This is a genomic window from Meridianimarinicoccus roseus, from assembly GCF_003172915.1.
Taxonomy (GTDB): Bacteria; Pseudomonadota; Alphaproteobacteria; order Rhodobacterales; family Rhodobacteraceae; genus Meridianimarinicoccus; species Meridianimarinicoccus roseus.
The window spans coordinates 91,037-105,285 of record NZ_QGKU01000031.1 but is presented as its reverse complement, the minus strand read 5'-3'; the positions used below and the strand labels follow the sequence as shown (position 1 = coordinate 105,285).

General features: G+C 68.9%; 13 protein-coding genes. 2 read left to right on the top strand and 11 right to left on the bottom strand.

The genetic code is table 11. The annotated features are described in order from the left end of the window. Positions 1-62 precede the first annotated feature (62 nt). Complete coding sequence (locus DKT77_RS08805; protein WP_109811333.1) at positions 63-2,513, top strand: ComEC/Rec2 family competence protein; 2,451 nt, start codon at positions 63-65, stop codon at positions 2,511-2,513. 44 nt (positions 2,514-2,557) lie between these two features. Here DKT77_RS08805 and lexA read toward each other — a convergent pair whose 3' ends face one another. The 6 genes from lexA to DKT77_RS08775 form a co-directional block, all read right to left on the bottom strand. Beyond that, entirely contained in the window at positions 2,558-3,268 is a 711-nt protein-coding gene (gene lexA, locus DKT77_RS08800) for a transcriptional repressor LexA (RefSeq protein ID WP_109811332.1), read from the bottom strand. A 103-nt stretch (positions 3,269-3,371) separates the two neighbouring features. Beyond that, the gene (locus tag DKT77_RS08795; protein WP_109811331.1) at positions 3,372-4,547 is read right to left on the bottom strand and encodes a molybdopterin molybdotransferase MoeA; all 1,176 of its coding nucleotides are present in this window, start codon (positions 4,545-4,547) and stop codon (positions 3,372-3,374) included. 4 nt (positions 4,548-4,551) lie between these two features. Then, positions 4,552-5,040 (bottom strand): cyclic pyranopterin monophosphate synthase MoaC, encoded by a 489-nt coding sequence (gene moaC, locus DKT77_RS08790; RefSeq protein ID WP_109811330.1) that lies wholly within the window; start codon positions 5,038-5,040, stop codon positions 4,552-4,554. After that, positions 5,040-5,840 carry an indole-3-glycerol phosphate synthase TrpC gene (trpC, locus tag DKT77_RS08785; RefSeq protein WP_109811329.1) on the bottom strand — a complete coding sequence of 267 codons (801 nt, stop codon included), beginning with the start codon at positions 5,838-5,840 and terminating at the stop codon, positions 5,040-5,042. The genes moaC and trpC overlap by 1 nt, the downstream gene beginning before the upstream one ends. Then, positions 5,837-6,859: an anthranilate phosphoribosyltransferase gene (gene trpD / locus DKT77_RS08780; protein WP_109811328.1), complete on the bottom strand. Its 1,023-nt coding sequence runs from the start codon at positions 6,857-6,859 to the stop codon at positions 5,837-5,839. Before trpD ends, trpC begins: the two co-directional genes overlap by 4 nt. Next, positions 6,856-7,437 carry an anthranilate synthase component II gene (locus DKT77_RS08775; protein ID WP_109811327.1) on the bottom strand — a complete coding sequence of 194 codons (582 nt, stop codon included), beginning with the start codon at positions 7,435-7,437 and terminating at the stop codon, positions 6,856-6,858. Before DKT77_RS08775 ends, trpD begins: the two co-directional genes overlap by 4 nt. A gap of 145 nt (positions 7,438-7,582) precedes the next feature. Between DKT77_RS08775 and DKT77_RS08770 the strand changes: the two genes are divergently transcribed. After that, entirely contained in the window at positions 7,583-8,785 is a 1,203-nt protein-coding gene (locus DKT77_RS08770) for a hypothetical protein (RefSeq protein WP_109811326.1), read from the top strand. A gap of 15 nt (positions 8,786-8,800) precedes the next feature. On the opposite strand, the gene trpE is transcribed toward DKT77_RS08770, so the two are convergent. From trpE to fabI, 5 genes are all read right to left on the bottom strand, one after another. Then, entirely contained in the window at positions 8,801-10,306 is a 1,506-nt protein-coding gene (gene trpE / locus DKT77_RS08765; protein ID WP_109811325.1) for an anthranilate synthase component I, read from the bottom strand. Further along, positions 10,303-12,144 (bottom strand): peptidylprolyl isomerase, encoded by a 1,842-nt coding sequence (locus DKT77_RS08760; RefSeq protein WP_109811324.1) that lies wholly within the window; start codon positions 12,142-12,144, stop codon positions 10,303-10,305. Before DKT77_RS08760 ends, trpE begins: the two co-directional genes overlap by 4 nt. Before the next feature lie 82 nt (positions 12,145-12,226). Then, positions 12,227-12,727 carry a xanthine phosphoribosyltransferase gene (gene gpt / locus DKT77_RS08755; protein WP_109811323.1) on the bottom strand — a complete coding sequence of 167 codons (501 nt, stop codon included), beginning with the start codon at positions 12,725-12,727 and terminating at the stop codon, positions 12,227-12,229. An 11-nt stretch (positions 12,728-12,738) separates the two neighbouring features. After that, positions 12,739-13,353: a LysE family translocator gene (locus tag DKT77_RS08750; protein ID WP_109811322.1), complete on the bottom strand. Its 615-nt coding sequence runs from the start codon at positions 13,351-13,353 to the stop codon at positions 12,739-12,741. Continuing rightward, complete coding sequence (gene fabI, locus DKT77_RS08745) at positions 13,350-14,156, bottom strand: enoyl-ACP reductase FabI (RefSeq protein ID WP_109811321.1); 807 nt, start codon at positions 14,154-14,156, stop codon at positions 13,350-13,352. The genes DKT77_RS08750 and fabI overlap by 4 nt, the downstream gene beginning before the upstream one ends. Between the last annotated feature and the right edge of the window lie 93 nt (positions 14,157-14,249).

Here is a 14,249-nt window from a genome sequence, read left to right as displayed (position 1 = left end):
GCTTTGGCAACCTTGCTTGCGCAGGATCGGCAGGCCGCCGTGCCCGGGAAATCCATGCCGCCATGATGTCAGACGCGCTTCGCCACCTGATCGGGCTTCAGCGCGGGCACCTGCTGCCCTGGGTGCCCGTGTGCCTGGGCACGGGGATCGGGCTGTTCTTCGCGCTGCGCTGGGAACCCGGTCCGGCCACTTTCGCGCTCGTCCTAGGGGTCGCGCTGTCGGCCTTCGTCGGCGCGCGCCGCCTTCCCGAAACGGTGGGCCCGGCGGCACTCGGGCTCGCGCTGGTCGCCGCAGGCTTCACGCTGGCGGGGCTGCGCGCGCATCTGGTTGCCGCGCCGGTGCTTGAATATCGTTATTACGGGCCGATCGAAGGCCGCGTGGTCGCGGTGGACCGGTCGATCAGCGACAAGCCGCGCGTGACACTGGACCGCGTGATCCTGCTGCGCGTCGCCCCGGACCGCACGCCCGCGCGTGTGCGTGTATCGCTGCATGGCGCGCAAATCTTCGCTGACCCTTTGCCGGGCCAGACCGTCGCCGTGACCGGGCATCTCACCCCGCCGCCCGGTCCCGTCGAGCCGCATGGCTTCGACTTCCAGCGCATGGCTTGGTTCGACCGGATCGGCGCCGTAGGCTACACCCGAACGCCGCTGGTACTGCTTGCGCCGCCCGCGCGTGCTGAGCCGCTGGCCGCGCTGAACCGGTTCCGCCTGCGCCTGTCGGCGGCGGTCCAGGCGGCGCTGCCGGGGCAGGTGGGGGCCTTCGCCGCCGCGGTGACGACGGGGGACCGTGCCGGGCTGAGCCGCGAGACGCTGGATGCCATGCGCGATACCAACCTCGCCCACCTGCTGGCGATCTCGGGTCTGCACGTGGGGCTTCTGACGGGCTTCATCTTCACCGCGCTGCGCGCCGGAATCGCGCTGGTGCCGCGCCTTGCGTTGCGGGTGCCGGCCAAGAAATGGGCCGCGGCGCTCGCGCTGCTGGCCTCGGCTGTGTATCTCGCGCTGTCGGGCGGCAATGTCAGCACGCAGCGCGCTTTCATCATGGCGGCGGTAATGCTGGTCGCCGTGATGCTGGACCGGCGGGCGCTGACGCTGCGGTCCGTCGCGCTGGCGGCGATCATCGTGCTGGCCTGGCAGCCGGAATCACTGATGTCGCCGGGCTTTCAGATGTCCTTTGCCGCGACGGCCGCGCTGGTCTGGGTTTTCGGGCAAATGCGGCAATTGCCGCACCGTCCGCCGCGCTGGTCGGCGGGCCTTGTGGCGTTGGTGGTCTCCTCGGCGGTTGCAGGCCTCGCGACCGCGCCTTTCGCGGCAGCGCACTTCAATCAGGGCTCGAATTACGGTTTGCTGGCGAACCTCGTGTCCGTTCCGGTGATGGGCGCGGTGGTGATCCCGGCGGCGGTGCTGGCGGCCTGTCTGGCGCCCTTTGGTCTGGCGCAGCTCGGGCTATGGGCGATGGGGCTGGGGATCGGATGGATCCTGAACGTGGCGCAAGTCGTGGCCGGTTTCGAACATGCGGTGCGCTACATCGTCCAGCCCGGCCCAATGGTGATGCCGCTGCTGACATTCGGCGCGCTGGTGGTGATGCTGTGGCAGGGGCGCTGGCGCTGGGCTGGCCTTTTGCCGCTGATGGTGGCCGGGGCGCTGTGGGGCGTGTCGGCCCGGCCGGTGCTGCTGGTGGCGGATAATGGCGCGCTGGCCGGGGTCATGACGCAGCAGGGTCGGGCGTTGTCGCGCGCGCGCGGGCACGGGTTCATCGCGCAAAGCTGGCTGGAAAACGATGGCCGGGACCGCGATCGGGAAACGGCGTTCGCGCGCAGCGCGCCGTTCGCTGCGCCCCAAGGCGGGCCTGGCCTGCGCTTCCCGGTCGCAGCGGCCGAGGTGGCAGTGCTGTTTTCGGCAACGCCGGACGAGATGCGGGACGCCTGCGCGCGCACGTCGGTGGTTGTGTCGAACCGCGATCCCGAAGAACCGGCGGGGGAGGCCTGCGTGCTTCTGGGGCCGTCCGCGCTTTCCGCCTCGGGGGGGATCGCGGTGGTGTTGCGCAACGGACGACCGCAAGTAACGACGGTGCGCGGGGTGCATGGTGTGCGTCTGTGGAATGCGCCTGGGGTCCGCGCGGCCGCTCGCGCCCATGACTGGCCCGGTCTGCGCCGTGCCGCGCCGCGCCGCGCCGACGCGGCGTCGGCGGTCGCTCCCAAAAGGGCCGAAGGCACGGGCCGACGGGATACGGCAGACCCGGACAATGGGATCGCGGGAGATGTTTCAGCGGCCTCGGGGCCGGGGCAAACCGCACCCTTAGCGGCGAGTGCCGCTGAGCGCATCAACCCCATCGCGGAACCGCCGCCGCATGAATGGCTTTGGGCTTTCGAGCCCCGGAGGCGCGCGGACCGATCCGGGCGACCAAATGGCCAAAGCCGAATGACCGGCCCACGGGACATTACCACCGATGTGGAGCGCGCCCTAGCTGGAGAAGCGCCTGTCCGCACCGCCGCTGCGCCGAACGGGCGGTGATCGCAGTACTTTTGTGCGCCAGACAGCGCGGTCGGAAGATGCCGTCAGTAGGTCCGGATCAGCCCGACCAGCTTGCCCTGGATTTCCACCTGATCGGCAGGCAGCACACGTGTTTCGTAATCCGGGTTCGCGGCTTCAAGCGCGACGCTGCTGCCTTTGCGCCGGAATCGCTTCAATGTGACACTGTATTCGTTCTGGTCATGGAAGGCGGCGACGACGATCTCGCCATTGTCAGCGACGCGCCCTTCGCGGATCACTACGACGTCGCCATCATTGATCCCGGCGTTGATCATGGAATCGCCGCGCACTTCCAGCGCGTAGTGATTGCCCGATCCCGCAACCATGGCGGGCGGAACGGCGATGTTCTGCTGTACGTCCGCGATGGCGGAAATCGGCCCGCCCGCCGCGATCCGCCCCAAGAGCGGCACCGCGGGCGCCGTGCTTTCTATGGTTTCGGGCCGGGGCTCGCTCCTGCCGGGGTCTGCGTCATCCGCCATGTCGCCATCGATCACGCGCGGCTGGAAGCCGCCGCCGCCGATCGCATCGGGAAGTTTCACGATCTCCAGCGCGCGCGCCTTGTGCGCAAGCCGCCGGATGAATCCACGTTCCTCCAGCGCCGTGATCAGCCGGTGGATCCCCGATTTTGAGCGAAGGTCGAGCGCTTCCTTCATCTCGTCGAAGGACGGCGGCACCCCGTCGCGCTGCACCCGCGTGTGAATGAATTCCAGAAGATCGAGCTGTTTCTTGGTCAACATCCGCCACGCTCCGTACTGCGGGGGCGTGCCGAAAGCCCCCAGTTCACAGGTGTTCTACCGTTGTTCCCGATTTGTGTCAACGCGGCCCGTCCGGCCAATTGAGTCAAATTTTCACGATTTCAACGGTTTCCCCGGCGTGCCGTGCTGAGTCTCCGGGCGGGCGGACGATCAGCGTATCCGCTTCGGACAGCACTTTCTGCAGGCTGCTGTCCTGTCGGCCCGCGGCCGCGACCCGCCCATCCGGCAGCCGCATGGCGCGCATGTAATGCTCGCGCGGGCCGTTCGCAGGAAGATTTGCCGCCAGCGTCGCGGCCTCTCGCGGGGCGGCGGCAGCGGGATGTCCGCCCAGGTGTCGCAGCGCGGGCTGCATGAACACGGTGCCGCAGACCATCGCCGAGACCGGATTGCCCGGCAGGCCGATCATCGGGATGCCGCGCATCCGTCCGGCCATCAGCGGTTTTCCGGGCCGCATGGCGACTTTGTAGAACGCTTGTTCCAGCCCGAGTTGCGCGCCGCATGCGGCGAGGATGTCGTGATCGCCGACCGACGCGCCGCCGCTCGTGACAACAAGATCGGCGCCCGCGGCCAGCGACAGCCCGGCATCCAGGCTTTCAGCCGTGTCCCGTGCCAGCGGCAGCAGCCGCGCCGCCGCGCCCGCCGCTTCGGCCAGCGCGGCCAGCCCGAAGGCGTTGGACGCGATGATCTGATCGGGCGAGGGCGTCTCGCCGGGCATCACAAGCTCGTCCCCGGTCGACAGGATCGCAACGACCGGCCGTCTCACCACCGGCACCTCGGCAAGGTTCATCGAAGCCAGCAGCGTCAGGTCCGCCGGGCGCAGTACGCGGCCCGCGGGCACCCGGTCGCCCACCGAAAAATCGCCACCGCGCGGGCGGATGTAGCGGGACGTGTCGGCATCGGGCGCGACGGTGATCTGATCGTCTGCAACGCGCACGTCTTCCTGCATCACGACCCGGTCGGCGCCTTCCGGCACCGGCGCTCCGGTGAAGATGCGGACGGCTTCCGCCGGACCGACCGTGCCGGCGAACCCGTGCCCCGCCGCCGCCGCACCGATCACGCGCAGCGCCGCGCCGGACCGCGCGTCGGCGTCGCGCAGCGCGTAACCGTCCATCTGTGCGGCATCGAAGGGCGGCTGGTCGCGCCGTGCCGCCGCATCTTTCGCCAGCACGCGTCCCGCAGCATGACGGAGCGGCACCGTTTCGGGGCCGAGGGGCGACAACAGCGCGAAGATCCGGTCCAGTGCCTCGGTGACGCTGATCACGCGGTCAGGCCTCGCTGCCCGGTGCCTCGAAGCGGCCGGACTTGCCGCCCTCCTTCAATTCCAGCCGGATCTCTCCGATCACCATGGTTTTCTCGATCGCCTTGACCATGTCGTATAGTGTCAGCGCGGCGGTGCTGACCGCGGTCAGCGCCTCCATTTCCACCCCGGTCTGGCCGGCGGTCTTGACGGTCGCGGTGATCCGTACTCCGGGCAGGTCCGGGTCCGGAACAAGATCGACCGCCACCTTGGTGACCGGCAAAGGATGGCACAGCGGAATCAGGTCGGCGGTGCGCTTGGCGCCCATGATGCCAGCCAGTCGCGCCACGCCCAGAACGTCGCCCTTGTCGGCGCGCCCTTCGGCGATCACTGCCAGCGTTTCGGCCGTCATCCGCACGCAGCCCGATGCCACGGCCAGCCGTGCGGTCGCGGCCTTGTCTGACACATCGACCATATGAGCATGGCCCGCGCCGTCGAAATGGGTCAGCTCCGCCATCAGAGCGCCGGCTCGGCCAGCAAGGCGCGGGTCGCGGCTTCCACGTCGTGCTGGCGCATCAGGCTTTCGCCGATCAGGAAGGTGCGCACCCCGTGGGCGGCCATATCCGCCAGGTCCGCGCGTGTATGGAGCCCGGATTCCGACACCACCATGCGTCCGGCCGGCACGCGCGGCGCAAGCTGCCGGGTCACGCCCAGAGATGTCTCGAAACTGCGCAGGTCACGGTTGTTGATCCCGATCAGCTGCGAGCGGAGCGCGAGCGCCCGGTCCAATTCAGCCGCATCATGCACCTCGATCAGCACGTCCATGCCCCAATCGATCGCGGTGGTTTCAAGCTCGGCGGCCTGCGCATCGGATACGCTGGCCATGATGATGAGGATGCAGTCGGCGCCAAGCGCACGCGCCTCGGCCACCTGCCACGGATCGTAAAGGAAGTCCTTGCGAAGGGCAGGCAGGGCGGTCGCCGACCGCGCCTCGCGCAGATAGGTATCCGCGCCCTGGAAGGATGGCCCGTCGGTCAGCACGGACAGGCAGGCAGCCCCCCCCGCTTCGTAGGCGGCCGCCAGCGCGGGCGGGTCGAAATCCTCGCGGATCAGGCCCTTGGACGGGCTGGCCTTCTTGACCTCTGCGATCAGGGCATAGCCGTCCTGGCCGCGCGCGCGCAGGGCGGCGGCGAAGCCGCGCGGTGCGTCGGCGCAACTTGCGCGTGCCTCGATTTCTGCAAGCGAGATCTGCGCCTTGCGCGCCGCAACCTCCTCCAGCTTGTAGGCCTTGATCCGGTCGAGAATGGTGCCGCTCATGCCTGGGCCTCCGTGCTGAGCCGGGCAAGCGCGGTCACCTTGTCCCGCGCCGCGCCGCTGTCGATGCTTTCGGTCGCGCGTGCGACCCCTTCAGGCAGATCCGCCGCCGCCCCCGCGATCAGCAGCGCCGCGGCGGCGTTCAGCAGAACGGCGTCGCGGTATGCTCCGGGCGCGCCGTCCAGCAGGGCGGCCAGCGCGCGGCCGTTCTCCTCGGGGGCGCCGCCCAGCAGCGCCTCGAACGGGTGGACGGGCAGGCCCGCTTCCTCCGGGTGCAGTTCGCGTTCTGTCACGGTGCCGCCGGACAATTCCGCGACATGGCTGATCCCGGCGATGGACAGTTCGTCCGTGCCATCGCCGCCATGCACCAGCCACGCCCGGTCGCTGCCGAGCGCGCCCAGCACTTCGGCCATCGGGCGGATCAGCGCTCGGCTGTAGGCACCGGTCAGCTGGCGCCGCACCCCAGCCGGGTTGGTCAGCGGGCCGAGAATGTTGAAGATCGTGCGCGTGCCCAGTTCGGTGCGTGCGGGCATCACGTGCTTCATCGCCGGGTGGTGCATGGGCGCCATCATGAAGCACATGCCGATCTCTGCCAGCGCGCGTTCAGCCACATCGGCGCCGCGCATCACCGCGATGCCGAGTTGCCCCAGCGCGTCCGCCGCGCCCGACTTGCTGGACAGGTTGCGGTTGCCGTGCTTGGCCACCGGCACGCCAGCGCCCGCCACCACGAAAGCCGTCGCGGTGGAGATGTTCAGCGTGCCCTTGCCGTCGCCGCCGGTTCCGACGATGTCCATTGCGCCCGCAGGCGCGCGCACCGGCAGGCACTTGGCCCGCATGACCGCAGCCGCGCCCGCGATCTCGTCCACCGTTTCGCCACGGGTGCGCAGCGCCATCAGGAAGCCGCCGATCTGCGCCGGGGTCGCGTCGCCCGCGAACAGGATGCCGAAGGCAGCGCGCGCCTGTCCGGCGGTCAACGGCCCCTCGGCAGCGGCGGCGATCAGCGGCTTCAGGCCGTCGCTCATGCCGGCACCTGTGCGGTCTCGAGGAAGCGGCGCAGCATCGCGTGGCCGTGCTGCGAGGCGATGCTTTCGGGATGGAACTGCACGCCTTCGATCGGCAGGTCGCGGTGGCGCAGACCCATGATCGTCCCGTCCTGCAGCCATGCCGTAACCTCGAGGCTGTCGGGCAGGCTCGGTCGATCCACCACGAGCGAATGGTAGCGCGTGGCCTGCAGCGGGCTGGGCAGATCGGCGAAGACGCCCGCGCCCGCGTGGTGAATGGCGCCAAGCTTGCCATGCACGATCTCGTGGCAACGCACGACCTTGCCGCCGAAGGCCTGGCCGATGGTCTGGTGACCAAGGCACACGCCCAGCAGCGGCACGCGCGCGTCAGCGGCAGCGGCGGTCAGATCGAGGCAGACACCGGCCTGGTCGGGATCGCAAGGGCCCGGCGACAGCACGATCCCCTCGGGGCGCAGGGCAAGCGCGGTGGCGACGTCGATCCGGTCGTTGCGGTGGACCTGCACATCGGCGCCCAACTCGCCCAGATAGTGGACGAGATTGTAGGTGAAACTGTCATAGTTGTCGATCAGCAGCAGCATGGGGCCGACTTCCGCAGGTTGGGGAAAGTGCGGCTATGTGTTCAGGTCAGGGGCGGCTGGTCAAGGGGCCAACAAGGCGATACCACCGTCGCGCAGACGGGCAAACATACTGGCAAACAAGCGGGCAAGCGGGGACAGGCGGAGCATGGGGCGCGGTCTACTGGCAGGGGCATTCTGGGGCGGGCTTCTCGGCGCTCTCGTGCTGGTTGTCGCGGCACTGGTTCTGGAAGGGCGTAAGCCGGACCTGGGAGCGGCGGACGGCGGCGCCCCGGTGGCGGCCGCGCCGACTGCGCTGCCGCCACCGCCGGACCTGGCGCCGACACTGGCTGCGGGCGCCGCGCAGGCGGTTGCGCCGCCGGATGTCGCGTCAGCTCGCGCCAGGGTTCCGCAGCCCGACACCCGCGGCCTGCTGCCGCGTCCCCCGAAGCCGGATCTGGTGCCGTTGTCAGGCCTGCAGATGGCGCCCAACCTGCTGGCGGCGGACGTGCCGCCGCGGGCCGTCGTTTCGCACACCGCACCCGACGCAGCGCCGACGCGCGTTGTCGTTCCTCTGCCGGCGGCGGGTGATGAGGTGCCGGGGCCACTGGCACGTTCCATTGCGGCGCCCCCCGGAAGGTCCCCGGCACCGGCCCCGATGGTGGCCGCTGCCGAGACGTTGCCGACTCAGGCACCATCGGTGCCGGAGGCGCCGGTGCCCGTGATCGTCGGCGGGTCGGGTCCGAACCTGTCCGCCGGAACCATTCCGCCCGCTTCCGGCGACATGGACCTTCGCGCTGCCGTTGCTGCCGTTCCGGCGCAGGGCGACACAGTTGCGCGCGCCGCCGCGCCGGGCCGACCCACCCGCCCAGGCGCCTCGCCCATGCCCCGGGCGTGGCCGCAGGCCGCTCCGGCGCCTCCCGCGCTGCTGGCCAGCGCGCTTCGGACCGGCCCGCGCATCGCCGCTGTCCTGGCGTCCGGTGCCGCACCGTCCGGGCCACTCCCAGAGTGGATTATGACCGGCCAGGACGGCGCGCAGACGCCATTCCGCGCGCGGCTTATTCAGGGCGGCGACGCCACGCCCACGCCTGCCGATGCAAGCCCACTTGTCTACCCGCCCGATGCAACGCCCGCCTTCGTCGCCGCGCGAACGCATCGTGGCGCCCGCCCGCTTCTGGCCTACGCCCGGCTCGACACGGCCTCCGATGCCACGCGGACCACCCTTCAGCGGATCGCCGCGCGCGCCCGCCGTGACGGCGCCGTTACGGTTCTGGTCGGTGACGACCCGGCGCTCTGGGATCTGCTCGAAGCGTGGCTGGGCGGCCGCGCGCGCGACCTCGTGCCGGTGCCCGCTGCCGCGTTGCTGCCCTGACCGTCGCTGCGGCCCTCAGCCGTTGCCGCCCTCGAAGCGCCCGGCGTCTGCGGCAGCCTTGCGGATCGCCTGCGACTTGTTGACGGTCTCCTGCCATTCGGCCTCTGGATCGCTGTCATACACGACGCCGCCACCGGCCTGGATATAGAGCTTGTCGTCCTGGATCACGGCGGTGCGCAGCGCGATGCACATGTCCATGTCGCCATTGGCCGCGAAATAGCCCACACCGCCGCCATAGACGCCGCGTTTCTCGGGCTCCAGTTCGTCGATGATCTGCATCGCCCTGACCTTGGGCGCGCCGCTCACCGTGCCTGCGGGCAGACCCGCCAGCAGCGCCGACAGCGCGTCGTGGTCCGGCGACAACTCTCCGACCACGTTGGACACGATATGCATCACGTGGCTGTAGCGTTCTATGATGAACTGCTCGGTCGGTCGCACCGTGCCGACGCGGCTGACCCGGCCGGTGTCGTTGCGCCCCAGGTCCAGCAGCATCAGGTGTTCGGCGCGTTCCTTGGGATCGGCCAGCAACTCCGTCTCGAGCGCGCGGTCTTCCTCGGGTGTTGCGCCGCGCGGGCGCGTGCCCGCGATGGGGCGGATCGTGACCTCGTTGCCGAAGACCCTCACGAGGATCTCGGGGCTGGCCCCTACCACCTGGAAGCCGCCGAAATTGAAGAAGAACATGAAGGGCGACGGGTTGGTCCGCCGCAGCGAGCGGTACAGAGCGAAGGGTGGCAGGTCGAACTTTTGCGTCCAGCGCTGCGCCGGCACGACCTGGAAGATGTCGCCCGCGCGGATATAGTCCTTCGCCCGCTCCACCGCCGCGAGATAGGCATCCTTGGTGAAGTTCGACACCGGCTCCGCATCGGGCCGCGCTTCGCCCAGTTGCCGCGCCTCGCCGCCGGCCTGGCGTTCAAGATCGCGCACCGCGTCCATTACCCGCTCGGCGGCCTGAGCATAGGCGGCACGGGCTGACAACCCGTCACGCACCCAGGCGGGTGCCACCACAGTGACCTCGCCCTTGACCCCGTCCAAAACGGCCACGACCGACGGACGCATCAGCACCGCGTCGGGCAGCCCCAGCGGGTCGGGGTTCACGTTCGGCAGATTTTCCACCAGCCGGATCATGTCATAGCCCAGATATCCGAACAGCCCCGCCGCCGCGGCGGGCAGGTCGTCGGGCATCTCGATGCGGCTTTCCGCGATAAGCGCGCGCAGACTGTCCAGCGGGCTTGTCGTTTCGGGCTCGAAGGCATCGCGGTCGAAGCGTGCCTGCCGGTTCAGCCGGGCCTGCGTGCCGCGACATTCCCACACCAGATCCGGCTTCAGCCCGATGATGGAATAGCGCCCGCGCACCTCGCCGCCAGTCACCGATTCCAGCATGAACGTGTCGGGGCGGGCGGAGCCGAGTTTCAGCATCAGCGAAACCGGGGTGTCGAGATCGGCCGCAAGCCGGGTATGGACCACCTGGTTGCGGCCCGCCTCGAACCCCTCGGCGAAGCTTTCGAACGGGGTCAGGGTCATTGGATCTGGCTGTGCACCGCGTTCAGTGCGGTCTGGTTGATGGAAATCCCGGTCTGCGTCTCGATCCAGCGTGCCAGCGTGCTCAGCACGTCCTCGGCCATGGCTTGCGACGCCTGCCGGTTCATTGCTTCGCGCACCGCCTGGGCGTCGGCCGCGCCCGGATCAGGAAGCGTCGCTGACTCGAGCCGCAACAACGCCACGCTGCTTCCCACCGGCAGCACCGCGGCGCTGCCCGGATCGAGATCGAAGATCGTTTCCACCGCACCGGCTGGCAGACCTTCCACGGCGCTGCGGCGGGTGATGCCCTCGCGGGTGATGGCTGTCAGTCCGAGCGTGTCGAAACTTCCGCCAGCGCTCAACTCGGTGACCATTTCTTCGGCCCTTGCGGCCAGCGCGTCACGGATTGCGGCGGCCTGTGTGGCGGCGGCGACGGCGTCGCGGATCGCGTCGAGCGGCGGCACCTGCGGCGGGACCGTCGCATCAAGGCGCAGCGCGAAGATCGATCCGCCCTCTGCCATCTCGATTTCCGGAAAATCGTCTTCGGTCACGGCATCGGCGGCAGTGTTGAACGCGTCGTACGCGGCAATGCCCTCGGCCGGACCGCGCCAGTCGATCGTGCCCAGCGTCATCTCGCTTTCGGCGGCAAGGTCTTCCAGCGTGGCGCCACCGGCCAGCAGGTCGTTCAGCGGCTCGATTTCGCTCGAGATCACCTCGAGCGCGCGGTCCCGTGCCAGATCCGCGCGCAATGTTTCGCGCGCTTCCTCGAATGGAACGTTGCGCGGTGTCAGGATGGCGTTGACGCGGAACAGCGCCGGCCCCACCGGGGAGGGCAGGGGCCCGACCACGCCGGTATCCTCCAGCGCGAACACCTCGGCACCGGCGGCGTCCAGATCGGACTGTTCCACGAAGCCGAGGTCCACGTCGTCCGGGGTCAGACCGCGTTCGGCCAGCAGCGCGCCGAAATCGGTCTCGCCCGCCTCGATCGCCTCGCGTGCGGCCTGTGCCGCGGCCTCGTCGGGAAACCCGAGCCGTTCGACCAGCCGCCGCGCGGGGATGTCAAATTCCTCCCGGCGCGCGTCATAGGCCGCGCGCAGCGCGTCCTCGGACACCTCCACGCTGTCGAGTATCATGTCCGGGGTCAGCCAGGCATAAGTGATCGCCTTGTGGCCCGGCAGCGTGAATTCCGCCGAATTGGCATCGTAGTAGGCCTGCACCTCGTCTTCGCTGCGGGCGGGCACGGGGGCCTCCAGCGCGGCCTCGGTCAGAAGTGCGAAGCTGACGGTGCGGGTTTCCCCCAGGAAGTCGTAGATTGCCTCGGAATAGGCGGGCAGGGGCTGCACACCCTGCGCGGCGGCGACCTGCAACAGGTTGCGGGACAGCTCGGCGCGCACGTCGGCCTCGAACTCGGGAACGGTCAGCCCGGCCCGTTCCAGCGCGAATTCATAGGTCTCACGGTTGAACTGCCCATCCACACCCTGGAACCCGGGGATCGAGCGGACCTGTTCGCCGACGCGGGCATCGCCCACGCTCAGACCCGCAAGGCGGGCGGCCTCTTCCAGCGCGGCGGCGGCCAGAAGTTCCTGCAGAACGACGGTGTCCACGCCCTGCGCCTGCGCCTCGGCCATGGCGATCGGCTCGCCGCGGGCATCGCCTATGGCGCGCAGGCGCTGCTGCAGCGCACGGGCATAGGTGTTGGTGTCTATCTCGGTCTCGCCGACGGTGGCGACACTGCGTACGGTCCCGCCGAAATTGCCGGTCCCGAATCCCGCGAGGCCCACGATCAGAAGCCCGAGGATGATCCAGACCAAGATGTTGGACAGCTTGCCCTTCTTCGACATGCGTTCGTTGCCTTCCGTTCAGTTCTCAAGCGGGTCTAGGGCGTTTGGCACGAGGCGGCAATGGCCGCCGCGCGCGCCGCGCTCAGGCGCCGCGATAGGGTTCGACGTATTGCAGCGCCATGTCCCAGGGAAAGAAGATCCAGGTGTCCTGGCTCACTTCGGTGATGAAGGTGTCGACCTGCGGGCGACCCTTCGGCTTGGCGTAGACGGTGGCGACATGCGCCTTGGGCATCACCGCGCGCACCACTTCCAGCGTTCGGCCGGTGTCGACCAGATCGTCCACGATGAGAACGCCGGTGCCGTCGCCGACGATCTCCATGTCGGGGGACTTGATGATGCGCGGCTCGCTCTGGGTCTGGTTGTTGTAGCTTTTGACCGAAATCGTATCGACGGTGCGGATGTCCAGTTCGCGCGCAACGATCATCGCCGGGGCCATGCCGCCGCGGGTGATGGCAACCACGGCGCGCCAGCCGCCGTCGTCCGGGCCGTGCCCGTCCAGCCGCCAGGCCAACGCCCGGCTGTCACGGTGGATCTGGTCCCAGCTGACATGGAACCCCTTTTCATGCGGCAGTCTGTCGGTCATGCGCGCGCCCCTTACCCGATTGCGATTTTGGCGGCGAGCGCCGCGAGAAGCCCGCCGAAGGCACGGTCGATCCCGGTCTTGATCCGGGCATAGACGGCGCGTGCGCGGGCGGCGGAAAACAGCCGCGCGACGACGGCGTACCAGAGCGTTTCATTGACGAGGATCGCGGCCAGAAGCGCGCCCAGCACCGGCAACGGCGTGTCCGGCGGCACAAGCCCCGCGAAGACCGCGCCGAAGAAAACGGCGGCCTTGGGGTTGGCAAGCTGGGTCGTCAGACCGAGACGGATCGCCGACAGTATCCCGCGCGGCATCGCACCCAGTTCGGGCGTTGCGATCGGTTCGCGCGCATGGCGCCACATCTGCACGGCCAGCCACAGAAGAAACGCGGCCCCCAGCCATTTCAACACGCTCAACGCAAGCGGCGCCACCGCGAACAGCGCGGCCAGCCCCGCCAGCGCGGCTCCGGCCCAGATCGCCGCGCCCAGCCCGAAGCCAAAGGCGACTCCAAGCGCCGGGCGGAAGCCTTCGCTGACTGCAACGCGCACCGACACGACGAAGGACGGCCCCGGGCTGATCGCCGCCATCACGTGCAGCGCGACCACCGTCAGGAACAGCGTCGGTGTCATGACTTGGCGATATCCGGCGCGTCGACCGCCTTCATGCCCACGACATGATACCCCGCGTCCACATGCAGATTTTCGCCCGTCGTTCCGGACCCGAGATCGGAGAGCAGATAGACGGCGGCCTTGCCGACCTCCTCCTGGGTGACGTTGCGGCGCAGGGGCGAGTTGTATTCGTTCCACTTCATGATGTAGCGGAAATCGCCGATGCCGCTGGCGGCAAGGGTCTTGATCGGTCCGGCGCTGATCGCGTTCACGCGGATCGCCTTCTTGCCGAGATCCTCGGCCAGGTACATCACCGATGCCTCCAGTGCCGCCTTGGCCACACCCATCACGTTGTAATGCGGCATCACCCGTTCGGCACCGTAATAGGTCAGCGTCAGGCACGAACCACCCTCGGACATCAGCTTCTCGGCGCGCTGCACGACGGCGGTGAAGGAGTAGACAGAAATATCCATCGTCGTGCGGAAATTCCCGGGCGTCGTGTCCACGTAGCGGCCGCGAAGTTCGCCCTTGTCGGAAAAGCCGATCGCGTGCACGACGAAATCGAGCCGCCCCCAGACCCGTTCCAGTTCGGCGAACAGCGCATCGAGCGAGGCAGGCTCGCTCACGTCGCATTCCACCAGAATGTCGGAGCCAAGCTGCGCCGCCAGCGGTTCGACCCGCTTCTTGAGCGCCCCCCCCTGGTAGGAGAATGCCAGCTTCGCCCCGTGGTCGGCGCAGGCTTTCGCGATACCCCAGGCGATCGACTTGTCGTTCGCCAACCCCATGATGAGGCCGCGTTTCCCACTCATCAGCGTTGTTGACATTCTCTGTTCTCCGCGCACGATAGATTTGAGGTCGTGTAGGCCATTGCCCGTCCGGCATCAAGACATGCCGCCCTCTGTGGGGACCGGATCGAA

Coding starts and splice junctions, on each gene's coding strand:
- DKT77_RS08805 (WP_109811333.1), top strand. CDS start 63: ATGATGTCAGACGCGCTTCGCCACCTGATCGGGCTTCAGCGCGGGCAC.
- lexA (WP_109811332.1), bottom strand. CDS start 3,268: ATGTTGACCAAGAAACAGCTCGATCTTCTGGAATTCATTCACACGCGG.
- moaC (WP_109811330.1), bottom strand. CDS start 5,040: ATGGCGGAGCTGACCCATTTCGACGGCGCGGGCCATGCTCATATGGTC.
- trpC (WP_109811329.1), bottom strand. CDS start 5,840: ATGAGCGGCACCATTCTCGACCGGATCAAGGCCTACAAGCTGGAGGAG.
- trpD (WP_109811328.1), bottom strand. CDS start 6,859: ATGAGCGACGGCCTGAAGCCGCTGATCGCCGCCGCTGCCGAGGGGCCG.
- DKT77_RS08775 (WP_109811327.1), bottom strand. CDS start 7,437: ATGCTGCTGCTGATCGACAACTATGACAGTTTCACCTACAATCTCGTC.
- DKT77_RS08770 (WP_109811326.1), top strand. CDS start 7,583: ATGGGGCGCGGTCTACTGGCAGGGGCATTCTGGGGCGGGCTTCTCGGC.
- trpE (WP_109811325.1), bottom strand. CDS start 10,306: ATGACCCTGACCCCGTTCGAAAGCTTCGCCGAGGGGTTCGAGGCGGGC.
- DKT77_RS08760 (WP_109811324.1), bottom strand. CDS start 12,144: ATGTCGAAGAAGGGCAAGCTGTCCAACATCTTGGTCTGGATCATCCTC.
- gpt (WP_109811323.1), bottom strand. CDS start 12,727: ATGACCGACAGACTGCCGCATGAAAAGGGGTTCCATGTCAGCTGGGAC.
- DKT77_RS08750 (WP_109811322.1), bottom strand. CDS start 13,353: ATGACACCGACGCTGTTCCTGACGGTGGTCGCGCTGCACGTGATGGCG.
- fabI (WP_109811321.1), bottom strand. CDS start 14,156: ATGTCAACAACGCTGATGAGTGGGAAACGCGGCCTCATCATGGGGTTG.